This is a genomic window from Pseudomonas sp. GW821-FHT10C09 (assembly GCF_059415465.1).
This window is the reverse complement of sequence record NZ_JBWKNG010000004.1, coordinates 86,030-107,717: the sequence shown is the minus strand read 5'-3', so window position 1 is coordinate 107,717 and position 21,688 is coordinate 86,030. Positions and strand designations below refer to the sequence as shown.

The 21,688-nt window shown below is 59.2% G+C and carries 23 protein-coding genes; 16 read left to right on the top strand and 7 right to left on the bottom strand.

The window, feature by feature from the left end:
- Positions 1 to 57 precede the first annotated feature (57 nt).
- The 8 genes from AC07N8_RS05020 to ppk2 all read left to right on the top strand — a co-directional run bounded on the left by AC07N8_RS05020 (position 58) and on the right by ppk2 (position 7,110).
- Positions 58 to 462: a RidA family protein gene (locus tag AC07N8_RS05020; protein ID WP_483842237.1), complete on the top strand. Its 405-nt coding sequence runs from the start codon at positions 58 to 60 to the stop codon at positions 460 to 462.
- A 113-nt stretch (positions 463 to 575) separates the two neighbouring features.
- A complete protein-coding gene (ahr, locus tag AC07N8_RS05015; RefSeq protein WP_493141733.1) occupies positions 576 to 1,607 on the top strand; it encodes an NADPH-dependent aldehyde reductase Ahr in 1,032 nt (343 codons plus the stop codon).
- Positions 1,608 to 1,646: 39 nt separating this feature from the next.
- Positions 1,647 to 2,255 carry a trimeric intracellular cation channel family protein gene (locus AC07N8_RS05010; protein WP_483842239.1) on the top strand — a complete coding sequence of 203 codons (609 nt, stop codon included), beginning with the start codon at positions 1,647 to 1,649 and terminating at the stop codon, positions 2,253 to 2,255.
- Positions 2,256 to 2,353: 98 nt separating this feature from the next.
- Complete coding sequence (locus AC07N8_RS05005; protein ID WP_483842240.1) at positions 2,354 to 2,629, top strand: hypothetical protein; 276 nt, start codon at positions 2,354 to 2,356, stop codon at positions 2,627 to 2,629.
- A 300-nt stretch (positions 2,630 to 2,929) separates the two neighbouring features.
- A complete protein-coding gene (locus AC07N8_RS05000; protein WP_493141736.1) occupies positions 2,930 to 3,301 on the top strand; it encodes a DUF3302 domain-containing protein in 372 nt (123 codons plus the stop codon).
- A gap of 3 nt (positions 3,302 to 3,304) precedes the next feature.
- Complete coding sequence (locus AC07N8_RS04995) at positions 3,305 to 4,264, top strand: HlyD family secretion protein (RefSeq protein WP_483842242.1); 960 nt, start codon at positions 3,305 to 3,307, stop codon at positions 4,262 to 4,264.
- A 159-nt stretch (positions 4,265 to 4,423) separates the two neighbouring features.
- Positions 4,424 to 6,151, top strand: a complete 1,728-nt coding sequence (locus tag AC07N8_RS04990; protein ID WP_493141738.1) for a SulP family inorganic anion transporter — start codon at positions 4,424 to 4,426, stop codon at positions 6,149 to 6,151.
- A gap of 140 nt (positions 6,152 to 6,291) precedes the next feature.
- Positions 6,292 to 7,110: a polyphosphate kinase 2 gene (gene ppk2, locus AC07N8_RS04985; protein ID WP_493141740.1), complete on the top strand. Its 819-nt coding sequence runs from the start codon at positions 6,292 to 6,294 to the stop codon at positions 7,108 to 7,110.
- Between the two features lie 22 nt (positions 7,111 to 7,132).
- Here the strand turns inward: ppk2 and AC07N8_RS04980 are convergent, their stop codons facing one another.
- A complete protein-coding gene (locus tag AC07N8_RS04980; RefSeq protein WP_493141742.1) occupies positions 7,133 to 7,474 on the bottom strand; it encodes a potassium channel family protein in 342 nt (113 codons plus the stop codon).
- A 95-nt stretch (positions 7,475 to 7,569) separates the two neighbouring features.
- On the opposite strand from AC07N8_RS04980, the gene potE reads away from it, so the two are divergent.
- From potE to AC07N8_RS04965, 3 genes are read left to right on the top strand one after another with little or no spacing between them, the layout of a single operon-like run.
- Positions 7,570 to 8,910 carry a putrescine-ornithine antiporter gene (gene potE, locus AC07N8_RS04975; RefSeq protein ID WP_493141744.1) on the top strand — a complete coding sequence of 447 codons (1,341 nt, stop codon included), beginning with the start codon at positions 7,570 to 7,572 and terminating at the stop codon, positions 8,908 to 8,910.
- A 48-nt stretch (positions 8,911 to 8,958) separates the two neighbouring features.
- Positions 8,959 to 9,852, top strand: coding sequence for an amino acid ABC transporter substrate-binding protein (locus AC07N8_RS04970; RefSeq protein WP_493141746.1), 894 nt, complete (start codon positions 8,959 to 8,961; stop codon positions 9,850 to 9,852).
- 38 nt (positions 9,853 to 9,890) lie between these two features.
- On the top strand, positions 9,891 to 10,079 hold the full coding sequence (locus tag AC07N8_RS04965) for a hypothetical protein (RefSeq protein ID WP_483842248.1): 189 nt from the start codon (positions 9,891 to 9,893) through the stop codon (positions 10,077 to 10,079).
- Positions 10,080 to 10,110: 31 nt separating this feature from the next.
- Here AC07N8_RS04965 and AC07N8_RS04960 read toward each other — a convergent pair whose 3' ends face one another.
- The 5 genes from AC07N8_RS04960 to AC07N8_RS04940 all read right to left on the bottom strand — a co-directional run bounded on the left by AC07N8_RS04960 (position 10,111) and on the right by AC07N8_RS04940 (position 14,995).
- Positions 10,111 to 10,386, bottom strand: coding sequence for a type II toxin-antitoxin system RelE/ParE family toxin (locus AC07N8_RS04960; protein WP_493141748.1), 276 nt, complete (start codon positions 10,384 to 10,386; stop codon positions 10,111 to 10,113).
- Positions 10,386 to 10,658, bottom strand: coding sequence for a CopG family ribbon-helix-helix protein (locus AC07N8_RS04955; RefSeq protein WP_483842250.1), 273 nt, complete (start codon positions 10,656 to 10,658; stop codon positions 10,386 to 10,388). Before AC07N8_RS04955 ends, AC07N8_RS04960 begins: the two co-directional genes overlap by 1 nt.
- Positions 10,659 to 10,933: 275 nt before the next feature.
- A complete protein-coding gene (locus AC07N8_RS04950) occupies positions 10,934 to 12,544 on the bottom strand; it encodes a mechanosensitive ion channel family protein (RefSeq protein ID WP_493141750.1) in 1,611 nt (536 codons plus the stop codon).
- 180 nt (positions 12,545 to 12,724) lie between these two features.
- On the bottom strand, positions 12,725 to 12,922 hold the full coding sequence (locus AC07N8_RS04945; RefSeq protein ID WP_007949127.1) for a YbdD/YjiX family protein: 198 nt from the start codon (positions 12,920 to 12,922) through the stop codon (positions 12,725 to 12,727).
- 15 nt (positions 12,923 to 12,937) lie between these two features.
- A complete protein-coding gene (locus tag AC07N8_RS04940; protein WP_123431644.1) occupies positions 12,938 to 14,995 on the bottom strand; it encodes a carbon starvation CstA family protein in 2,058 nt (685 codons plus the stop codon).
- A gap of 371 nt (positions 14,996 to 15,366) precedes the next feature.
- Between AC07N8_RS04940 and AC07N8_RS04935 the strand changes: the two genes are divergently transcribed.
- The 5 genes from AC07N8_RS04935 (at position 15,367) to AC07N8_RS04915 (ending at position 21,174) form a co-directional block, all read left to right on the top strand.
- Entirely contained in the window at positions 15,367 to 16,734 is a 1,368-nt protein-coding gene (locus AC07N8_RS04935) for a cache domain-containing protein (protein ID WP_493141753.1), read from the top strand.
- A 32-nt stretch (positions 16,735 to 16,766) separates the two neighbouring features.
- The gene (locus tag AC07N8_RS04930; protein WP_483842253.1) at positions 16,767 to 17,399 is read left to right on the top strand and encodes a response regulator; all 633 of its coding nucleotides are present in this window, start codon (positions 16,767 to 16,769) and stop codon (positions 17,397 to 17,399) included.
- An 80-nt stretch (positions 17,400 to 17,479) separates the two neighbouring features.
- A complete protein-coding gene (locus tag AC07N8_RS04925) occupies positions 17,480 to 19,036 on the top strand; it encodes an efflux transporter outer membrane subunit (protein WP_483842254.1) in 1,557 nt (518 codons plus the stop codon).
- Positions 19,029 to 20,156: an HlyD family secretion protein gene (locus tag AC07N8_RS04920; RefSeq protein WP_493141755.1), complete on the top strand. Its 1,128-nt coding sequence runs from the start codon at positions 19,029 to 19,031 to the stop codon at positions 20,154 to 20,156. The genes AC07N8_RS04925 and AC07N8_RS04920 overlap by 8 nt, the downstream gene beginning before the upstream one ends.
- Positions 20,146 to 21,174 (top strand): DUF2955 domain-containing protein, encoded by a 1,029-nt coding sequence (locus AC07N8_RS04915; RefSeq protein ID WP_483842256.1) that lies wholly within the window; start codon positions 20,146 to 20,148, stop codon positions 21,172 to 21,174. Before AC07N8_RS04920 ends, AC07N8_RS04915 begins: the two co-directional genes overlap by 11 nt.
- On the opposite strand, the gene AC07N8_RS04910 is transcribed toward AC07N8_RS04915, so the two are convergent.
- A complete protein-coding gene (locus AC07N8_RS04910; protein ID WP_483842257.1) occupies positions 21,159 to 21,614 on the bottom strand; it encodes a hypothetical protein in 456 nt (151 codons plus the stop codon). The two genes, AC07N8_RS04915 and AC07N8_RS04910, sit on opposite strands and share 16 nt — an antisense overlap.
- Between the last annotated feature and the right edge of the window lie 74 nt (positions 21,615 to 21,688).

Here is a 21,688-nt window from a genome sequence, read left to right as displayed (position 1 = left end):
TTACAGTCTCTCCAACGTTATATCCGGGTCGGTTTTGGCCCTTCGAGGAGGCACCGCATGACACCGCGTGATGTTGTTTTTCCACCTGGACGCCAGGCACTGTATGAGCGCAATCGCTATTCGCCTGCTATTCGTTCCAATGGGTTTTTATTCGTTTCCGGGCAAGTAGGCAGCACCGAGGCGGGTTCGCCCGAGCCCGCACTGGAAGACCAGGTCCGCCGCGCGTTCAACAATCTCAATGCCATTCTGATGGAAGCGGGTTGCACCTTCGACGATGTGATTGATGTCACCATCTTCATGGTCGATCCCGAATCAACGTTCGAGAAGATCTGGAAAGTAATACCGGAATTCTGGGGTAACGCGCCGCACCCGACGTTAACCGCCGTCGGCGTGACGTGGCTCTATGGCTTCCAGTTCGAGATCAAGGTGATCGCCAGGCTCGCGGAATCTACAACCGGGTGATCCATGCCGCGGGGCGCCCCATTCATCAACATCCGAGACAAGCGCAAGCGCCCCGCTACACTTCCTTATCTGCGCCGCACCCTCCCTGGCGGCCGCCGATATGGAGGTTCCCCATGAGCGACAGCACCGAACTCTCGACATTCACCGGTTGGGCCGCAACAAAGGCCGGCGCGCCACTCGAGCGCCATAGCTATGATCCCGGCCCGTTGGGCAGCGAGGAAGTGGAAGTCGCCGTGGAGTATTGCGGGGTCTGCCATTCCGACCAATCGATGATCGATAACGAATGGGGCATCAGCCAATACCCGTTTATTCCCGGCCACGAAGTGGTCGGCAGCATCGTTCGCGTGGGCCCGCAGGTACGCGGTCTAAAAGTCGGACAACGGGTCGGCATCGGCTGGTTCAAGGGCAGTTGCATGCATTGTTCTTCGTGCATCGAAGGCTCCCACCAGCTCTGCAACACTGCCAAGCCCACCATCATCGGCAGCAACGGAGGTTTCGCCGACCGCCTGCGCTCACACTGGGCCTGGGCGCTGCCGATTCCAAAAGGGCTTGACCCGTCCATGGCCGGCCCCTTGTTCTGCGCCGGTTCGACGGTGTTTAACCCTTTGGTGGAGTTCGGCGTCAAACCCACCGACCGGGTCGGCGTGGTGGGCATCGGCGGCCTGGGGCACCTGGCACTGCGCTTCCTGAATGCCTGGGGTTGCGAAGTCACGGCTTTTACCTCGTCGTTGAACAAGCAGGATGAAGCCAAGCGCCTCGGTGCCCACAACGTCATCGCCTCGACCGACAGCAACGCCCTGAAGGCCATTGCCGGCACCCTGGATTTTCTGCTGGTCAGCGCCAGCGCCGACCTCGACTGGGCAGCCATGCTCGGCACGTTGCGCGGCAAGGGGCGCCTGCATTTTGTCGGCATCGTGCCCAGCGCCATTCCGGTGCACGTGTTTGACCTGATTCCCAGACAAAAGAGCCTGTCCGGCTCCCCCGTGGGTTCGCCCAGCAACACGGCGACTATGCTGGAGTTCTGCGCACGTCATCAGATCCTGCCGCAGGTCGAGCTTTTCCCGATGAGCAAGGTCAACGAAGCCATCGATCATCTGCGCAGTGGCAAGGCGCGCTATCGCGTCGTGCTGGATGCGAGCAAGTGACCGACTGCTGATGGGCGCAGCCTGAGAACGGAGTAATGGATGCTTTATTTTCAGCAAATGTTGGGCACCGCCGTGTTTGCCATCACCGGGGTGCTGGCGATCCAGAAGGCGGGGGTCGATGTGTTCGGCGCCGTGGTGCTGGGCATCATCACCGCTATTGGTGGCGGGACCGTACGCGACCTGATACTCGATCAACCGATTTTCTGGATCGCAGACTTCAACTACATCTGGGTTGGCCTGATTGCAGCCACGCTGGCTTTTTTTCTCACCAAAAGATTCCAGCAGCGCTATCGCCTTTTGCTGTACCTCGATGGATTTGCGGCCGCGCTGTTCGGATTGGTCGCTACCGAGAAAGTGCTCGGATTGCATCTCGCGGCACCTTTTGCCGTGATGATGGGTGTACTGACCAGTATTGGCGGCGGCATCGTGCGTGATGTTCTGGCCGGCAGAACTTCCTTGTTGATGTCGCGTGAGATCTACGCCACGCCGATCCTGCTGGGGTGCATCGTCTATGTCTTGTTGCGCGATGCATTCCCGACCATCCAGGTCGCTGGGTGGATTGCCTTGCTCTTTACCTCGGGCCTGAGGTTTCTCGCGATTTACAAGGATCTGCAAATGCCAACGATTTTATCCACCCGACAGGGGTAAAAACGAAACTGACATTCGGTGCTACACGCAATGAACCGTTCAACGCTGATCGATTCGAGCAGTGTTGCTGGTAAAAAAATCTACTCAGGAGCTTGGTTATGAGAATCATCGCGACGTTTGTATGCACACTCTTGTTCTCGCTGGCTTTGCCATCGCCGTCCTTCGCCGCTTCAAATTGCAATAACGCGGGCAGTGCAAACGCTGCCAAAAACTGCGTAAAAAACAACAATGATCAAAAAGGCAATTGCAACGGTAATGGCAACTGTGACAAAGCCAAGAATGCCAAAGACAAAGCGGATGATCACGCGGTCAGCTGCATGGAGATCAACAACATGACCCTGCGCCGTCAATGTCTTGATAAGCGCAGGGATTGATTGACGGACGCCAAGTGAATAGCGAGAGCTCTTCGACAGTGCAAAGACGAGCCCTCGCCTCCCTCACTGGTACGGCCCAACCGCCCGTATCCAGCAGCGCGCAGAAAATACCAACGCTTGCATAAAACGACCTAGAACACAGCCTCAATTAAGCAGATTCTCTCGCTCGCCCCCAGGCCAGGCCTGCGTAGGCTGACAATCGAGCGGCGGTTCAGTTCTAGTCATCAAGACTGCCCGCACTCATAAAAATCCGTGACTACACTGACCCAAGTACATCGCTTGTGCCACGAGGGGGCGACCATGCTGGATTACTTCGCACTAGGCCTGCTGTTCTTTGTAGGGCTGGTCCTGTTCTACGGAATCATCGCGCTACACGACATTCCTTACGAAATCGCCGTACACCGCAATCACCCGCACCAGGATGCGATCCATGCCACTGGCTGGGTCAGTTTGTTCACCCTGCATGCGCTTTGGCCATTTCTATGGATCTGGGCGATGGCGTACCGGGAAGACAGGGGATGGGGGTTTGGTGATGGCAAGTCACCACAATTTCATGTTGCGCATCTGGAACAACAGGTTGCCGATCTGCAAAGTCGCATTGAGCGACTGGAGACGGCTACAGGCACTGCGCGGGGCAATCCAGCGTCGGACAATCGAGGCGAGGGAATCTAAGCCATGGATCTTCTACTTATTCTGACTTATGCCGCCATCTGCGTTGCCATCTTCAAGATTTTCCGCATTCCACTGAACAAATGGACAGTCCCTACCGCCGTCCTCGGCGGGATCCTGATTGTGGGCGCATTGATTTTCACGATGAACTACAACCACCCGTACTCAGAGGTCGCGCGTTCTTACTTCGTCTCCGTGCCCGTGATTCCGGTGGTCAGTGGTCAGGTGATCGACGTGCCGGTCAAAGGGAATGAGCCTCTGGAAAAAGGCGACGTGCTGTTTCGGATCGATCCTGCTCCGTTCGAGTACAAGATCCAGTCCATCAAGGCACAATTGATCTCGGCAAAAGCTGATCGTGCTCGAATCACTGAGTTGATCAAGCGCAACTTCGCCACCCAACGAGAACTGGACGTCGTGATTGCTCGATCCGACGATTTGCAGGCACAACTGGACAGTGCCCAGTATGAACTGGACAACACCACCGTTCGCGCCCCGAGCAAAGGCTTCGTGACCCATGTTTCCTTGCGTCCGGGCATGATGGCGACCAAGTTCCCCTTGCGCCCCAGCATGATATTCATCCCTGACGAGGGGCATTATTTTGCCGCCTGGATGCGTCAAAACAGCCTGTTACGCCTGTCGGTCGGCGATGAGGCGGAAGTGGCTTTCGATGGCATTCCCGGCAGAGTCTTCGAGGGACGGGTCTCAAGCGTCATCACCGTTATCGCAGAAGGCCAGGTACAGCCCTCCGGAACGTTGATCGGCTTCACCGGCTCACCGCCGGCAGGCCGGGTACCGGTCATTATCGAGATAACCGATCCGGACTACGCCCAATACAGTAGCCAGATGCCGGGCGGCGCGTACGGGCAGGCAGCACTCTATAGCAAGCACTTTGAGCACATTGCGATGATGCGCAAAATCCTGCTGCGCATGGCTGCGTGGATGAACTACATCTTTCCATTCCATTAATAAAATAACAGGCGTCCCCTTTTACCAAGGGGCGCCTGCCCTCCTCTGCGTGTCCTCGATCAACTGCATTGTCTGTCACTGCACGCCGCCGTCCAGGCGCCGCGTGGTCAGTGGCGTAGGGATTTAACGCGGCATGAAAAGTTTGGGTTGGAGCACCTCATGAACCAACAACGTAGCGATCAGGACGATCGGCTTTCAGGATTAACCCCCCGGCGGGTTGTGAGTTCCCTGTTACCGGAATGGCTCGGCAACTATCAACAGGGCTGGTTCAAAGGCGATGCCATCGCGGGTCTGACCGCCGCAGCCGTGGTCATTCCCAAGGCACTGGCCTACGCCACCATTGCAGGGCTGCCGGTACAGATCGGCCTCTATACCGTATTGGTACCGATGGCGATCTATGCCGTGCTCGGCAGTTCACGCCCGCTCAGCGTCAGCACCACTACGACGCTTGCCATTCTGGTCGCTTCCGCACTGGGCCAGGTCAGCCCGTCCGGCGATACGGCAACCCTGATCGTTGCCTCCGCCACCCTGGCCTTGATGGTCGGCGCCATCTTGGCCCTGGCCGGGATACTGCGCCTCGGCTTCGTTGCCAACTTCATTTCAGACCCGGTGCTGGTGGGTTTCAAGGCCGGCATCGGGATTGTCATCGTGCTCGATCAACTGCCCAAGTTGCTGGGCATCCATATCGAAAAAGGTGGTTTTTTTCACAACGTCATCGCCACTGTTGAAGGGTTGGGGCATGCCTCATTGCCGACCGTGGCCGTCGGTGTGTTCATGGTGCTGATTCTTATCGGCATGAAGCACTTTACCCCGCGATTGCCGGCGCCGCTGATTGCGGTTGCGCTCGGCATTGTCGGCATGAGTGTGCTGAACCTGGAGCAATTGGGTGTGTCGGCCGTGGGAGTCGTTCCAATCGGATTGCCCGCGTTGACGCTGCCCGACTGGTCGATCGTGTCGCAACTCTGGCCATCGGCCTTGGGCATTGCGCTGATGAGCTTTACCGAAACCATCGCGGCGGGACGAGCATTTGCCCGCAGTGATGAACCCGCGTTGCAGCCCAACCGTGAGTTGGTAGCGACAGGGTTTGCCAACATCGGCGGTGCATTGCTGGGGGCCATGGCCGCTGGCGGTGGGACCACCCAAACCGCCGTCAACCGCTTGGCCGGTGCGCAATCACAACTGGCGGGATTGATCACGGCCGGACTGGCACTGGGGACTTGCCTGTTGATCGCACCGTTCATTGGCCTGATGCCCAATGCCACGCTCGCCGCCGTGGTGATCGTGTATTCGATTGGCCTGATCCAGCCTTCGGAATTTCGCGACATTCTCTTGATACGCCGAACAGAATTTATCTGGGCGCTGGTGGCACTGGTCGGGGTCATGTTGCTCGGCACGCTGCAAGGGATCGTCGTGGCGATCATTGTTTCGTTGCTGGCACTGGCCTACCAGGTCTCGGACCCGCCCGTGCACATATTGGGACGCAAACCCTGCACCAATGTGTATCGCCCGCCCTCTGCAGAGACTGACGGCGACGAACACTTTGAGGGGTTGCTGATGCTGCGCCCTGAAGGTCGCATCTTCTTTGCCAACGCCGAACACCTCAGTACGAAAATCCGCTCGTTTATCGAGGTGGCAGAGCCTCGCGTTGTGATTCTCGATCTGCGCAGTGTTTTCGACCTGGAGTACACCGCGTTGAAAATGCTCACGGCGGCAGAACAGCGCTTGCGAGAAAAAGGCATTTCATTGTGGCTGGTGGGCATGAGTCCCAGTGTTTACGCGATGGTTATCCATGCTCCATTGGGCCAGGCATTGGGTGATACACGGATGCTCCCCAATCTGGAGCAAGCCGTTGCGGATTATCAACGCCTGCAGCGAGATCAACAGTGATTTCGCACGCGGCCCGGAAGGCGGATGACCTGCGTCATCTTGCCCTTGGTAATTTGAACTACCCTTTATTCGCAAGCCGTACCGGGAACTCGCAACCGGTACACACCCTATTCAAGACCACCAGAGGTTGAAGTATCGCGATGAAAAAAACCAATCGTGAAATAGCCGATTCTGCGGAAAAAAAAGCCGACACGCTTAGCCGCAAAGACTACGAAAAACAGCTCAAGACCCTGCACGTCGAACTGGTCAGATTGCAGCAGTGGGTGGTCGCCACCGGGGCCAAGGTCGTGATTGTTTTCGAAGGCCGCGACGGCGCCGGGAAAGGTGGCACGATCAAGGCGCTGACAGAGCGTGTCAGCCCGCGGGTGTTTCGTGTGGTAGCCCTGCCGGCACCGTCCGAGCGAGAAAAAAGCCAGATGTACCTGCAACGCTACATGCCGCACTTTCCGGCGGCCGGCGAAGTCGTGATCTTCGATCGCAGCTGGTACAACCGCGCGGGCGTCGAGCGGGTCATGGGGTTCTGCGACGAGAAGCAGGTCACCAGCTTTTTAACGCTGGCACCGATGTTCGAACGGCTTATGGTCAATTCCGGCGTGCTGTTGTTCAAGTATTGGCTGGAAGTCAGCCCTGAAGAGCAGGCCCGCCGGCTCAAGGAACGCATCACCGACGGGCGCAAGATCTGGAAACTGTCGCCGATGGACATCAAGTCCTACAACCGCTGGGACGACTACACGCGCGCCCGTGACGAAATGTTCGAAGCCACCGACACCGACTGGGCACCGTGGAACGTCGCTCGCTCCGAGGACAAGAAATCCGTACGGCTGAACGTCCTGACTCACTTGCTGGAGAACATCCCCTATAAAAAGGTCAAGCAAGAAAAAGTCAGCCTGCCGAAACGCAAAATTGGCGGCTACAAGGCGGCCAATTACCCGTTCAAATACATCGCTGAACCCTACTAGGGTTCAGCGCGATGCGACGGCCTTATTCCTCGGATTGGGCCGCTCGCGCGGTCTCCTCGATGGCGCGGATACTGACGGCGGCGAATATCGCCGTCATCAGGACGCCATTGAAACCCAGCAAGACTGCAAGGACACGCGAGAGAGGCGTTTTGGGTACCAGGTCGCCGTAGCCGATGGTTAAACCGGTCACGAACCCGAAGTAGATCCCGTCAAGCGCCCCCCACCCTTCCAGGTAGGCGATGATCAAACCGAACAGCACGATCGTAAACAACAGAATTGAGAAAATCGGCCAGACAACTCGAATGTAGAACCACACTGTTTTGTAAAACTCGCGACGGACCTGCTTTGCATGAGATTGCGTCATGACATGGGCTTCCTGAAGTTGAGCTTGGCGACATCTGAGTGCGTGGTGCAGTAACACCTGACAGCTTGGCACATGTGAGGAAAAAGGAGTTTTTGATGGCCGACTCAAGCAAAAAAATGAGCCTCGTGGGGCTTACTACACTGGTGATGGTCAACATGATGGGGTCGGGCATCATCATGTTGCCGACCAGCATGGCGCAGCTCGGGGCCATTTCCTTGCTGTCATGGATCGTCACCGCTGTCGGCTCCATGGCCATCGCCTACTGCTTTTCCCAGTGCGGCATTTACTGTCAGCGCCCGGGCGGGTTGTCCGCCTACACCGAAGAGGCGCACGGCAAGTCCGGGTTCTTCCTGTGTTCGTATCTGTACTTCCTGTCGCTGGCCATTGCCAACGTCGCGGTCGCCATCTCCGCCGTGGGGTACATGACCTCGTTCCTGCCCTGGCTGGGCACGGGCGCAATCCCCCTGTTCATCGGCACGGTCGGCCTGCTGTGGCTGACCACCGTCGCCAACTTCGGTGGCCCCGGCATTACCGGCAGGATCGGCGCGATCACCGTCTGGGGAGTGATCATCCCGGTGGCAGGCCTGAGCATCATTGGCTGGTTCTGGTTTAAACCAGAGATATTGGTGTCCGCCTGGAACCCGAATAACCTTTCCAACGCCGATGCGATCAGCAGTGCGATTCCATTGACCCTTTGGGCGTTCCTCGGCATGGAATCAGCGGCGCAGGCCAGCGATGCCGTTGAAGATCCCAAGCGAACCGTCCCACTGGCCTGTCTGTTTGGCACGCTCGGCGCGGCGGTGGTCTACGTGCTGTCGACGACCGTCATCCAGGGCATCATTCCCAATGAACAACTGGCCAACTCCTCGGCCCCCTTCGCGCTGGTCTACGCACAAATGTTCAACCCCACGGTCGGCACCATCATCATGGCGCTGGCGGTGATGGCGTGTGTGGGCTCGCTGCTGGGGTGGCAGTTCACCCTGGCTCAAACGGCGAAAATGACCGCTGACCAAGGGATGTTTCCGAAACTGTTCAGCAAGCTCAACCGGCACAACGCGCCCCTCATGGGCATGCTGGTGTGTGGTGTGTTGCAGACGCTGATGGCCCTGTCGACCATTTCGCCCAACGCCGCTGCCCAGTTCGGCAAACTGGTCAATCTTGCCGCCGTGACCAATCTGATCCCCTACGTGACGGCGCTGACCGGGCTGCTGGTCATGATGTACAAGGCGCGGGTTTCGCCAGCGGTTTATCTGCGCAACACCCCCGTGCTGCTGATCGCGATCGCCTATTCGTTGTACGCCCTGCACGCCTGCGGCAAGGATGCTGTGTTCGGGGGCGCCCTTGTGCTGGTGTTCGGCTACCCGCTTTATGGCTGGCTCGCCAAGCGCTTTGCCGTTATGCCTGCCACCGACCCCGCCAGGGTCGACACCCCTTAGCTCTGGTTTCTGGACGGTACTGACATCTGAACTCGGGGGAATCAGGACATGAACGCACAACGAAGCAAAACCATCGCACTGCTCTTTGCCTGCCTGCCGCTGCTGGCCGCTGCCAACACCCTTGAACGGGTGCGTTCAAGCAATACGTTGACCCTCGGCTACCTGCCGGATTTCGCCCCTTTTAGCGTCAAAGTGGGCGACAAGGTCCAGGGTTATGCCATCGGTCTTTGCGAAAAAATCGCCGACAAGATCAAGGCCGAACTCGGTTTGCCCGAACTACAGGTGAGTTACCAGCCTGTCACCGTCGCCGATGAGGTCAGCGCCGTGAGTTCGGGCAAGGTCGACCTCCTTTGCACACCGACACCGCCAACCCTTGAGCGACGAAAATCAGTGAGCTACTCGGTGCCTGTTTACACCGCTGGCCTCTCCGCGGTGGTGCACCAGGATGCCCCGGCGACGCTGCTGGACGTGCTCAACGGCAAAGTCGCTCACACCGGACCCACTTGGCGTGCCACCGTCAACCGTGGCCTGGCCAACCAGACTTACGTCACCACGGCAGGAGGTGTGACCGAGGCGTGGATTCGACAGCAGATGCGCTTGCTCGGCGTGGTCGCCACACTGATCACGGTCGACACTACCTCCGAGGGGCTCGAGTTGATTGCCAAAGGCAAAGCCGATGCCATGTTCAGCGAACGAATGATGCTCAGGAACCTCCTCGACAGCCGTTACCCGACCGGCAATCTGGTGTTGCTGGAGCGTATTTTCGAGTACGCCCCGACGGCCATGGCGGTGCCGCGTGACGATGAAGATTTCCGCTTGCTGGTCGACACCACGCTGAGTGAAATGTACCGCTCCGGTGAGATTGAACAGGCGTACGATAAGTACCTGGAAGGCGCCAGCGAGACGACCAAAAAGCTGTTCAAGGTCTATGCGCTGCCATAGCGCCGGTGAAAACAGACGGTGTCCACTGGAGAACTCCCGTGATCAAGCACTTGATTCCCCCCGTCATGGTCGCCCTCCTCATCGCGATCAGCGGTTCGTCCTGCCATGACCATCAACAGGACAACGATGAAAACGCCGTGCAACATCCACCGTTTACCGATGGCAACGGCAAGTACATCCCGCAGCAGCAACTTCAGCCTCCGATGATGCCTCGGCAGAGAATGTAAACACGGGTTGAGTTGCCGTGATCCGGGTGCCCTACCGATTCTCGCGTGTATGCCAAAGGCGCAGCAGGTAAATGGTTGAGCTCTGAATTTCATAACGTAGTTCGTAGTGGCCAATCAGGATTCGGCGCACATCGCGTGGCTCAAACTCTTCCAGGCGCTCACCAATGCGCGGATTAACCAACAAGGTGCCTGGAACGGCGGTGAGTTGTTGAACGGTATGGATGGCGGCGTCTTTGTTCACCGAGGCCAGAAATTCATACAATCGGGCAATGTCGGAAAGTGCTTTGCTGGTCCACTTCAACTCCATTAGCGCGGCACCGGCAACGGGGAATCTGTACTGAGACTGTCAGCCCACGCCTGAACAGCCTGATGATCGATCACGCGGCCAGCGTCTACATCGGCCAAGGCTTCACGGGTGAGACGACTGCGTTCTTCTTCCTGATCTATCCAGGCAGACAGCGCTTGCTTGACGATCCAGTTCTTGGAGCGCTCAAGACGCTCGGCAATCTCGTCAATCCTCTCGGCCAGATCTACAGGGACGTGAGCCGTCACAGATCGGGTTTTGACGTTAGTAGCCATGGTAGTTACTCCAGTGCTGCTCAGCGCAGCAGATTCGCTTTATGTATTTTCAGACGCCAAGGCCGATGCGGTACTCGCAACTACTGACTGACATTGCGATAGCTACCTTATTGCCGTAAATCACAATGCTTCATTACGATCTAAATTAAATCATAATTAATCACTTTGGGCGCAACAGTGCGGATGTGCGGTCAGTAGATGTCTGAATTGGGCCATGCGGTGGGTTGCAATGCGATGAAAACTCAAACGTGGCTCGGACTCCTTGGCATCGGCGCTCAACTGTCCTTCAGCTCTTGCGCAGGTGCCTTATACCACTTGTCCCTGGGCACCCACTTCTCAGCCTGCGGATCGCCCAAATAATGCGGCGACATGATCTGCACGCCGTACTCATTGAACACATCCTGAATATTGGCGTGCAGCATGCTCAGCAATTCCGCACGCGGTCGAGGCTCTCGAGGGATCGCCTGAGCTACCAGGCGGTATTCCGGATAAAAGTCTGATAACGCGGTTTGAAATACCTGCGGGGCCGGGTCTTCAAGAATGCCTTGGGTGCGTCTGGCGGCTTCCAGCAACATCGCTTCCACCTGTCGCCACGGCGTGTCGTAGCCAATGGTCACCACGGTGTCGACCACGTAACCGGCTCCCTGCACAGTGCGCGAGTAGTTCTTGGTCACGGTGTTGGTGATCATCGAATTGGGCAGGGTCAACACTTCGCCCAGGCCCGTGCGGATGCGTGTGGTAAACATGCCCAGCTCAGTCACCGTGCCTTCGTATTCGCCAATGCGTACAAACTCGCCGGGGCGCAATGTTCGGGTATACGTCAGGATCAACCCGGCCGCCGCTTGGCCAACCACGCTGGACGCGCCCAACGAAATCATCAAACCGATCAGCACCGACAAACCTTTAAATGCATCGGTGCCGGCGCCCGGCAGGTATGGATAAGCCATGGCCAGGGCAAACAGCCACACCGCCAGGGACACCAGGCGTTGGGTTGGTTGCAGGGTTTCATGGTTCAACCAACTGAAGGTGCCGGGGGTCGCCATGCGCCGAAGCACCCGGCGCATGAAGGCGGTAACGCCTCGGGCGATAAAGTAGATCGCCACCGCCACACCCAGCCCGGGAATGGCGCCGAGGATGCCTTGCAGCAAATAGTCGCCGAGCTCCAACAGGTAGGCGTTAAGGCTTTCGCCCCATGGCCGGGTGTAGGGGAATCGCGACAAGACAAACCCCAGCCATTCATAGGTCAGCAACACCACCACGGCCCAGCGCAGCAGTTCAAACGCACGGCTGACCAACGGATAGAGGTAACTGACGTCGAGAAGCTGTGTGCGCCCGACCTTCAGCGCCTGGGTATGGCGATGCACCAATCCCGGGAGTTTCTTCAGCAGTTTGCGCCGCAGATACGCCATGGCGTAGAGCAAGGCGATGAAAATGCCGGTGGCGAGCACCGCAGCGCCAACCGACCTGATGATCAACTGCACGCTGCGCGCTTCCTGGGTTTCAGCCACCACCAGACGCAGATTTTGCGCTGCCGCTTCGGCAGCCTGCTGCGCCGAGTCGAATTCGCTGGCGTCGAAATCCTTGGGCGAAACGATAAACGCGCGCCGGCTGCCCAGCAGCACCATATAGCTGTTCAGCACCGGGTCGACGGTGACGTTCAGGTCATCCGCCTCATCCAGCGCTTCGCCGATCACCGCTTTCGCGCGCTTGACCCGCGACACCGGGGGCTCACCCAATATCGTTGCGCGAAACACCATGACGCTACGGTTGGCGACCTTCAATTCAGCCGGTGCATCCACCACTTTGGGTGCATTTTCGGCCCACACCAACACCGACCCGAACATCCCGAAAACAATCAACATCACCGCGAGCAACCTGCTCCGCATGCGTCAGTTCCTTACGCCACAGGTTTAGATCAAGGGTCTGTATCGCAGCGTAGACGAGCGATGATTGGTTGTCAGATTCCCGCCGTTGCTGCGTGGTAAGCGATTGTGCAGCGGTCGGCGAACAAAAAAAAACAGGAGCGCGGCAAGCCGGGCTCCTGTTTTTTGTCTGGGCTTAGTGCATCAACAGCACTTCGGCCCAGCCTTGCTGCCATATCGAGCTTCCTGGCGTTCCCTGAAGAACACCTCGTAGCTCATCACCGGTTTATCCGGGTGCTTGTTCTGCATGTGCTCGACGTAGGTATCGTAGTCCGGCATGCCCACCATCAGGCGCGCGGCCTGGCCGAGGTATTTACCGAGGCGACTCAAGTCATTGAACATCAACATCCTCCTCCATCAAGCCTGTGGAATGGCCTGGAATGGCGCTTCTTTATCCGTGCGTTCCTTGGTGCCCCAGGCGGCGATGCCGACCTTGAGTGCGAAGAACAGAATACTGAAGACCACGAACAGGAACAGCGCCGTCAGCGTTGCGTTGGTGTAGGCGTTGAAGATCACATGCTGCATCTGGTCGATACTCTTGGCCGGGGCCAGCACCTGACCGTTGGCCAGCGCGTCGCTGTATTTCTTCGCCAGGGCGAGGAAACCGATGGCCGGGTTGGCGTCGAACAGCTTGATGAAGCCTGCGGTCACGGTGCAGATCAGCAACCAGACGGCTGGCAGCATGGTCACCCAGATGTAGCGCTGGCGCTTCATTTTGATCAGCACAACCGTTGCCAACATCAGCGCGATACCGGCCAGCATCTGGTTGGAGATGCCGAACAGCGGCCACAAGGTGTTGATGCCGCCCAACGGGTCGATCACGCCTTGGTACAGCAAGTAACCCCACATCGCCACGCAACCTGCGGTGGCGATCAGGTTGGCAGGCCAGGAATCGGTGCGTTTCAGCGCCGGCACGAAGGAGCCAAGCAAGTCTTGCAGCATGAAGCGACCGGCACGGGTACCCGCATCGACCGCCGTCAGGATGAACAGCGCTTCGAACAGGATCGCAAAGTGGTACCAGAACGCCATGGTGTTTTCACCCGGCAGGACGTGGTGCAGGATCTGCGCAATACCGACCGCCAAGGTCGGCGCACCGCCGGCACGAGCGAGGATGGTGGTTTCACCGATGTCCTTGGCCACCGCTTGCAGGGCTTCCGGGGTAATCGCAAAGCCCCAGCTGCTGACGGTTTGAGCGACGGAGACAACATCCGCGCCGACCAACGCTGCCGGGCTGTTCATCGCAAAGTACACACCCGGCTCGATCACCGAGGCGGCAACCATAGCCATGATGGCGACGAAGGATTCCATCAACATGCCGCCATAACCGATGTAACGGGCATGACCTTCACTGGCCAGCAGTTTCGGCGTAGTGCCGGACGCGATCAGCGCATGGAAACCCGAGACCGCGCCACAGGCGATGGTGATGAACAGGAACGGGAACAACCCGCCTTTCCACACTGGGCCAGTGCCATCGATGAACTGGGTCAGCGCAGGCATTTTCAGGTCGGGCATGGTGATCAGAATGCCGATCGCCAAGGCCACGATGGTACCGATTTTCAGGAAGGTCGACAGGTAGTCACGCGGGGCCAGGATCAGCCACACCGGCAGTACCGCCGCGACAAAACCGTAACCGATCAGCATCCAGGTGATCTGAATGCCAGTAAACGTAAAGGCCTTGGCCCAGACCGGATCAGCCGCAATCTGCCCACCGAGCCAGATCGAACCGAGCAGCAACGCCACGCCGACCACGGAGATTTCGCCAATGCGACCCGGGCGGATGTAGCGCATGTAGATGCCCATGAACATCGCAATCGGGATGGTCGCCATCACCGTAAAGATGCCCCAAGGGCTTTCGGCCAGGGCTTTCACCACGATCAACGCCAGCACCGCGAGGATGATGATCATGATCAGGAAGCAGCCAAACAGCGCGATGGTGCCGGGGATACGGCCCATTTCTTCACGGACCATGTCGCCGAGCGAACGACCGTTGCGGCGAGTGGACATGAACAGGACCATGAAGTCCTGAACCGCGCCGGCCAGCACCACGCCGGCAATCAGCCACAGCGTGCCGGGCAGGTAGCCCATCTGCGCCGCCAATACCGGGCCGACCAAGGGACCCGCGCCGGCGATGGCCGCGAAGTGGTGACCGAACAGTACGTGTTTATTGGTCGGCACGTAGTCCAGGCCATCGTTATTGATGACCGCGGGCGTGGCACGATTGGGGTCGAGTTGCATCACCTTGGTGGCGATGAACAGGCTGTAGTAGCGATAGGCAACGAGGTAGATAGCGACAGCTGCGACGACGATCCAGAGGGCGTTGATCGCTTCGCCGCGGCGCAGGGCCACGACACTTAGCGCAAACGCTCCCAGAACAGCCACGGCAAACCAGGCGAGGTGTTTAGCCAGACGGGGCATAGCGTGTCTCCTGCCGACAGCCAGTGACTGCGGCGGTAATTTTTATAATTGTGTCCGCGGTGCGGAGCTGGCCCAATATCCCCGCATGCCGTCTACAAATAAATCCGCGTTACTACGTACGCGGCGCCTACGTAGTTCTACGTAGACGGGTTTGATCCCCTGTGGGAGCGAGCCTGCTCGCGAAGGCGATGTATCAGGCGACATTGATGTTGAATGACAAAATGCTTTCGCGAGCAGGCTCGCTCCCACAGGGGTTTTGTATTTCATCTCGCTGACACACCGGTCATTCCGTCCAGCAGCGCTACTGGAAACGCATCCCTTTGGCCTATGATGCCGGCCTTCGCCCTTCTTCGGTCCGGCCTGGAGCCAAGATGCAGCTCAAACACAAAATCGTCGCGCTCGGGATTCTTCCGCTGGTACTGGCCATCGCGGTGATCTGTGCGCTGGTGATTTCACTCAATCGGCAGCTCGGCGATCAACAGGCCCAGTTGATCGAAGACAGCATTCTGGCCAGCAAGCGTGCCGAGCTTAAAAACTACGTCGAAATGGCGCAAAGCCTGATCGCGCCGCTGTACGACGACGGCCACGGTGACGCACACGCCCAGCAGCAAGTCCTGGAAGAATTGCGCAAACTCAGCTTCGGCATTAACGGCTACTTCTTCGTCTACGACCGCGAAGGTCGCAGCCTGATGCACGCGCGCCAGACCGAACTGGTGGGCAAATACCTGTGGGACATGAAAGACCCCCACGGTTTGCCGGTGATTCAGGCGTTGCTCAAAAGTGCGCAATCGGGCGAAGGCTTTCAGCGTTACGCCTGGAACAAACCCTCCTCCGGCCAGGTCACCGACAAACTCGCCTACGTGGTGATGCTGGACCGCTGGGGCTGGATGCTCGGCACCGGCATTTACCTGGAGGACGTCGAACGCGCCACGCAGCAGGCCCGTGACGAAGTGGCTCAGGGCATCCGCAAGACCATGCTGGCGATTGCCGTGGTGGCGCTGGTGGCGGTGCTGTTTGTGTTCGCCAGTGGCATGACGCTCAACGTCAGCGAGCATCGCCTGGCGGATAAAAAACTGCAGCGCCTGACCCAGCGTATCGTCAGCCTGCAGGAAGAAGAGCGATCACGGGTCTCCCGTGAGCTGCACGACGGCATCAGCCAGTTGCTGGTGTCGATCAAGTTTCGCTTCGAACTGGCCAGCCATTTGCTGGAAAACGAACAGGGCCACGACAAGGGCTTGAGCACGCTCAAAGACGCCACCGAACGCCTGGGCGAAGCCATTGGTGAGGTCCGCAGCCTCTCCCACGACCTGCGTTCTTCCTTGCTCGACACCTTGGGCTTGCCGGCTGCCATCGGCCAACTCGCCGCCGAATTCGAGCAACGCAGCGGCCTAAAAGTGACGTATGACGACAACGAATTCGACTGTCACCTGGTCGACGGTGCGGCCGTCGCGCTGTTCCGGATCGTGCAAGAAGGCCTGACCAATATCGAACGCCACGCCCAGGCAAAGAACGTTTCCATTACCCTGCACGGCGCGCAAGAATCGGTACGCCTGAGCGTGGTGGATGACGGGATCGGCTTCAATGTCGCCCAGGTCGAACGTCGCCACGCGGGCATCGGCCTGCGTAACATCCGTGAGCGGGTCGAGCACTTTGGCGGGCGTTTCGAGCTGATATCGGTGCCCGGCAGAAGTGAACTGGACGTGCAGCTGCCGATGAAAGTGCCCGCGACGAAACGCTGACTCACCCCTTACAACAAGAGTGAACACCCGCGATGAACCTGCCCTACCCGATCCGCGTCGCCCTGGTCGACGATCATTCCCTGGTCCGTGACGGGATCAAAGCGCTGCTGGCGGTCATGGCGCCCCTGGAAGTGGTGGGCGAAGCCGAAAGTGGCGCGCAGGCGATCGAGATGGTCGGGCGCTGCCAGCCGGACCTGTTGCTGGTCGACATCAGCCTGCGCGACATGAACGGCCTCGAACTGACGCGCGTATTGCGCAGCCGGTACCCGACGCTGAAAGTCCTGGTGCTGAGCATGTACGACAATAATGAATACGTGAGCGAGTCCGTGCGTGCCGGCGCCAGCGGCTATGTGCTGAAAAACTCGCCCTCGCGGGAAATCATCGCGGCCATCGAAGCCATTGCCAGCGGCGGCACCTTCTACAGCGCCGAAATTGCCCAGCGCCTGATCGCCGATAAAAGCACCGACAACGAGCTGACCCCACGCGAAAGCCAGGTGCTGTACAAAATGGCTCAAGGATTGAACAACAAGGAAATGGCCCGCGAACTGGACATCAGTGTGCGCACCGTCGAAACCCATCGCTTGAGCATCCGCCGCAAACTCAACATCGACAAACCGGCGGCGCTGGTCAAATACGCGATCGATCACGGGATTATTTCGCGCTAGGAAAAAAACCGCCGCCGGCCACTCGACAGTTCAAACAGCCGTCTATGCTCCAGTGATCTTTCTTGGCTGGACACGGAACTATGCCTCCAAGTCGGTCCCCGCTGGTGCAACCGGGCTACCTCACCCTGCTGGGGGCACTGGCCCTGAGCGGCTGCATTAAGCTCGGCCCGGATTTCCAGCCACCCGGTGAAGAATGGATCAAGCATTGGGACACTCCGTCCCTTGAGCAATCCAGCCAGCGCGGGGCGAATCCGGATCTGCGCCAGTGGTGGCATGTCTTCAACGATCCGGTGCTCGATCAACTGATTGCGCAAGCGGATGCTCACAACTCCAGCCTTAAAATCGCCGGTTTGCGCGTCATGGAGTCCCGCGCCCAACTGGGCATTGCGCAAAGCACGCTGTACCCGCAACTGCAGCAAGTGAGCGCTGACAGTGTGTATGTCAAACGTCACCAATACGGTGGCAACAATCCGCAGGACAATAATTTCTGGCAACACAGTGGCGGGTTTGACGTCGGCTGGGAGCTCGACTTCTGGGGACGTTTCGCCCGTGCCATAGAATCCGCCGATGCGCTGTATTTTTCTGCCCAGGCCAACTACGAAGACGCGCTGGTTTTGCTGCGCGCTCAAGTGGCCGATACCTATTATTTGTTGCGCACCACAGAAGCCCGGCTGCGCGTCGCCCGTGAAAACGCCAAACAGCAAAAGCGCAATTTCGAAATCACTGAAAAACTGTTCAAGAGTGGCCAGGACGCCGAACTCGATCTGCAACAGGCCAAAACCCAATACTTGGGCACGTTGGCCAGTATTCCCAACCTCCAGGATCAGTTGCAACGCACGCGTAACGCCCTGGCTGTGTTGATCGGGCAACCGCCGGGCGGGCTGCCGCAGGTGATCGAGAATGACAGCCTGGTGCCGCTGGTCGATCGCGCCGTACTGCAAGATGTGCCCGCCAGCCTGCTGTTGCGTCGGCCTGACGTCCGCGCCGCCGAACTCAACGTGGCCGCCCAAGGTGCGCTGATCGGCGTGGCCGAAAGTGATTTCTATCCGTCGCTGACCTTGCTCGGCAGCATTGTCTGGTCGACTGACACGATTCACGGCACGTCCAGCAGCCTGGACCTGGTCGGTGGTCCCAGCCTGCGCTGGAATGTGTTCGATTACGGGCAGATCACCAACAACGTGCGCGTGCAGGACGCGCGGTTGCAGCAGTTGATCGAAGCCTACCGCGACAAGGTTCGCCAGGCTGCGCGCGAGGCCGATGATGCGGCCAACGGGCTGATCCAGTCCCTGGAAAGCGAGCGCATCCTGCGCGAAGCCGGCGGCGCCGCCACGCGTTCGCTGTCACTGGCCAGCGTGCAATTTCGCGAAGGTTACTCCGACTTCCAGCGAGTACTCGACGCGCAACGGGCGCTGCTCGAACAACAGGACAATTACCTGATCGCCCGCGGCAATGCGGTGAGCAATGTCATTGCTCTGTACAAGGCCTTGGGCGGTGGTTGGTACTCCGCCCTGCCACGTGTCGACCCGGCCACGCGCCATCTGATGGAACAACGCACCGACTGGGGCAACATGCTGGACGAGCCCGCCGCCGACCTGCCCGCTTTCCCGCTACCCGCCAAGGACATTAGCCATGAGTGACGCTGCGCAGCCCTCCCCCAACGCCGCCGAGCCCGTGGCGGCCGATCCGGCGAAAAAAGGCATCAAATGGGTGTTGCTGCTGATCATCCTGAGCCTGGTCTGGTATGTGTTGGCCGACCGTTTCACGCCCTATACGCAACAGGCGCGGGTCGGCGCATTCGTCATTCCGGTGGCATCGGAAGTCGCGGGCCGGGTGATCCGGGTAAACGTTCACAACAATCAGACCGTCAAGGCCGGCGACGTGGTGTTCGAGGTGGACCCGGCGCCTTACAAGATTGCCGTCGACCGCGCCCGCGCCGACCTTGAGACAACCCGTCGGCAATTGGGCGCCAGCACTGCGGGGATTTCTTCGGCGCAAGCGGCCTTGCGCGCCGCCCAGGCCAACGAAACCAAGGCCCGTCAGGAGAATCAGCGCCTGGAAGGGTTGTATCGTGAAGACCCGGGAACCATTTCCGTGCGCGTTCTCGACGCGTCACGCACCAGCCGCGAAGCCGCGATCAGTCAAACGGCGGCCGCCCGCGCCGAGGTAGAGCGTGCAAAAGAAACCGAAGGTGGCGGTGAAGACGTCAACGCAAAACTGCGCAGCGCCGCCGGGGTGCTGGAAAAAGCCGAGCTGGACCTGTCCAACACGCAGACACGGGCACGCTCGGCGGGGTTGATCACGGACTTGCGCACCGACGTCGGGCAATTCGCCGCCGCCGGCAGCCCGGTGATGACCCTGATCACAATTCAAGACATCTGGATCACAGCCGACATGACCGAGAACAACCTCGGCCTGGTGCGGCCCGACACGCCGGTGTCCATCGTCCTCGATGCGGTGCCGGGTGAAGTCTTCGAGGGCCACGTGCGCAGTGTCGGTTATGGGATCAGCGTCGGGCAGCCAGCCCCGCCCGGCACCTTGCCCGGCATACAGAACAGCCGCGACTGGCTGCGACCGGCTCAACGCTTCCCGGTGATCATCGAGTTTTCCGAGCAGTCCATGAGCAAACTGCTTGGCAGCGGGAACATTCGTGCCGGCGGGCAGGCTGAAGTCATGGCCTTCCCTTCACCGGGCAATTGGCTCAACCCGCTGGGCCGGGTCTTTTTAGGGATGATGAGCTGGCTGTCCTATGCCTACTAAACGCACGCCACGGGCACAACGCGCGTTGCGGTTGGCCAGCGGTGCGGCACTGTGCCTGGCCATCAGTTTCGGCCTGGCGCTGCCGATTCCGTTTCTCGCGCCTGTGCTGTGCCTGCTGCTCCTGGCCTCGGTCAATCGACCGCTGCCGTTCAAGGCTGCCATTGTTCTCGCCCTGGTGGCGATGCTGACCACCGGCATCGGCCTGCTATTGATCCCGATCCTGCGTTACTACCCGTTGAGCGGCGTGCTGTTGGTCACGGTCAGCCTGTTCCTGGTCTTTCGCTGGGGGCTCAGTGGCGGCAATAACCTGATCGTGACCCTGCTGGTGATGGGGCTGACGATGATTTCATCGGCGGGCGTCGCCGAATTCGACCTGGCGGCGATGGTCATCGGCGCGTTGGTCAAAGGTTTGTTACTGGCGGTGATAGTGATTGCGATCAGTCACTGGCTATTCCCCGAACCTGCCAATGCGCCCTCTCCGCCCGCCGCCCCACCGCCGGAGGGCGTAGAAGCCAGTCGGATCGCGCTGCGTGCAACCTTGATCGTTTTACCAACGTTCCTGCTGGCCATGGTCGACCCGGCGAGCTACCTGCCCATCATCCTGAAAGCCGTCGGCCTGGGTCAGCAATGCTCAACGACCAGCGCGCGCAATGCCGGACGTGAGCTGCTCGGCGCGACGTTGCTCGGCGGATTGCTGGCCATCCTGTTCTGGTGTGCACTGAGCCTGTTTGTGCACCTGTGGATGTTCTTCCTGTGGATGCTGCTGTTCGGCCTGATCCTGGCGCGCAAGCTGTATGCGCTGAGTCCGTCCCGTTATGGCCCGGGGTTGTGGCTCAACACCTTTATCACGCTGATCATTCTGCTGGGCCAGTCCGTGCAGGACAGCGCCTTGGGCAAAGACGTCTACACCGCCTTCGCCGTGCGCATGGGACTGTTCATCGCCGTCACGCTGTACGCCTGCGTGATGGTTCGCTTGCTTGACCGGCCGACAGCGGCACCGGCTCAGGGATTGACCTGATAACCCTTGCCTTGCAGGCAGCTGGTATAGGAAGCCTGGCTGTTGGCAGCGCTGGTTTTTTCATCCGCTCGGCGTTCCTGACGCTGGCGCGAACCACCCACCACGACACCGGCCGCCGCCGCCCCTTTGGCTTGATTTTGCCGATATTCCTGCTTCACGTTGTCATTCGCGTTGTCGTAAAACTCGTCGTGCTGACGCCCGCGGGCGTCGGCTGCAACAGCACCGGCGGCGGCACCCACCGCTGCGCCCTTCACTCTTCCCCCCGAAGGCGACGTGTCGGTCGAAGCCGTCTGGCTGGCCGCGATGCTCTGGCATTCATTGATATCCAGCTGGGTCTGTTGCGAACTCTGGCCTTTGGTCGGCACAACGGTTTGCGCCCAGCCCTGGGCAGATGCAACCGATAACGCGACACACAGGCTGATGGAAGACAACTTGGGCATGACGACCTCCTGCGCAGTACCGAGCAGTCCGTTGACCACTATCCCGCGCTTGATTGAGCATCAAGAAGTGTAGA

Excerpts from the sequence above, each read along its gene's own strand:
- AC07N8_RS05020 (WP_483842237.1), top strand. The coding sequence starts at position 58 with ATGACACCGCGTGATGTTGTTTTTCCACCTGGACGCCAGGCACTGTAT.
- AC07N8_RS04970 (WP_493141746.1), top strand. The coding sequence starts at position 8,959 with ATGAACGCACAACGAAGCAAAACCATCGCACTGCTCTTTGCCTGCCTG.
- AC07N8_RS04950 (WP_493141750.1), bottom strand. The coding sequence starts at position 12,544 with ATGCGGAGCAGGTTGCTCGCGGTGATGTTGATTGTTTTCGGGATGTTC.
- ppk2 (WP_493141740.1), top strand. The coding sequence starts at position 6,292 with ATGAAAAAAACCAATCGTGAAATAGCCGATTCTGCGGAAAAAAAAGCC.
- AC07N8_RS04960 (WP_493141748.1), bottom strand. The coding sequence starts at position 10,386 with ATGGAGTTGAAGTGGACCAGCAAAGCACTTTCCGACATTGCCCGATTG.
- AC07N8_RS04945 (WP_007949127.1), bottom strand. The coding sequence starts at position 12,922 with ATGTTCAATGACTTGAGTCGCCTCGGTAAATACCTCGGCCAGGCCGCG.
- AC07N8_RS04910 (WP_483842257.1), bottom strand. The coding sequence starts at position 21,614 with ATGCCCAAGTTGTCTTCCATCAGCCTGTGTGTCGCGTTATCGGTTGCA.
- AC07N8_RS04955 (WP_483842250.1), bottom strand. The coding sequence starts at position 10,658 with ATGGCTACTAACGTCAAAACCCGATCTGTGACGGCTCACGTCCCTGTA.
- AC07N8_RS04930 (WP_483842253.1), top strand. The coding sequence starts at position 16,767 with ATGAACCTGCCCTACCCGATCCGCGTCGCCCTGGTCGACGATCATTCC.
- AC07N8_RS04940 (WP_123431644.1), bottom strand. The coding sequence starts at position 14,995 with ATGCCCCGTCTGGCTAAACACCTCGCCTGGTTTGCCGTGGCTGTTCTG.
- ahr (WP_493141733.1), top strand. The coding sequence starts at position 576 with ATGAGCGACAGCACCGAACTCTCGACATTCACCGGTTGGGCCGCAACA.
- AC07N8_RS05010 (WP_483842239.1), top strand. The coding sequence starts at position 1,647 with ATGCTTTATTTTCAGCAAATGTTGGGCACCGCCGTGTTTGCCATCACC.
- AC07N8_RS05000 (WP_493141736.1), top strand. The coding sequence starts at position 2,930 with ATGCTGGATTACTTCGCACTAGGCCTGCTGTTCTTTGTAGGGCTGGTC.
- potE (WP_493141744.1), top strand. The coding sequence starts at position 7,570 with ATGGCCGACTCAAGCAAAAAAATGAGCCTCGTGGGGCTTACTACACTG.
- AC07N8_RS05005 (WP_483842240.1), top strand. The coding sequence starts at position 2,354 with ATGAGAATCATCGCGACGTTTGTATGCACACTCTTGTTCTCGCTGGCT.
- AC07N8_RS04915 (WP_483842256.1), top strand. The coding sequence starts at position 20,146 with ATGCCTACTAAACGCACGCCACGGGCACAACGCGCGTTGCGGTTGGCC.
- AC07N8_RS04935 (WP_493141753.1), top strand. The coding sequence starts at position 15,367 with ATGCAGCTCAAACACAAAATCGTCGCGCTCGGGATTCTTCCGCTGGTA.
- AC07N8_RS04990 (WP_493141738.1), top strand. The coding sequence starts at position 4,424 with ATGAACCAACAACGTAGCGATCAGGACGATCGGCTTTCAGGATTAACC.
- AC07N8_RS04980 (WP_493141742.1), bottom strand. The coding sequence starts at position 7,474 with ATGACGCAATCTCATGCAAAGCAGGTCCGTCGCGAGTTTTACAAAACA.
- AC07N8_RS04995 (WP_483842242.1), top strand. The coding sequence starts at position 3,305 with ATGGATCTTCTACTTATTCTGACTTATGCCGCCATCTGCGTTGCCATC.
- AC07N8_RS04925 (WP_483842254.1), top strand. The coding sequence starts at position 17,480 with ATGCCTCCAAGTCGGTCCCCGCTGGTGCAACCGGGCTACCTCACCCTG.
- AC07N8_RS04920 (WP_493141755.1), top strand. The coding sequence starts at position 19,029 with ATGAGTGACGCTGCGCAGCCCTCCCCCAACGCCGCCGAGCCCGTGGCG.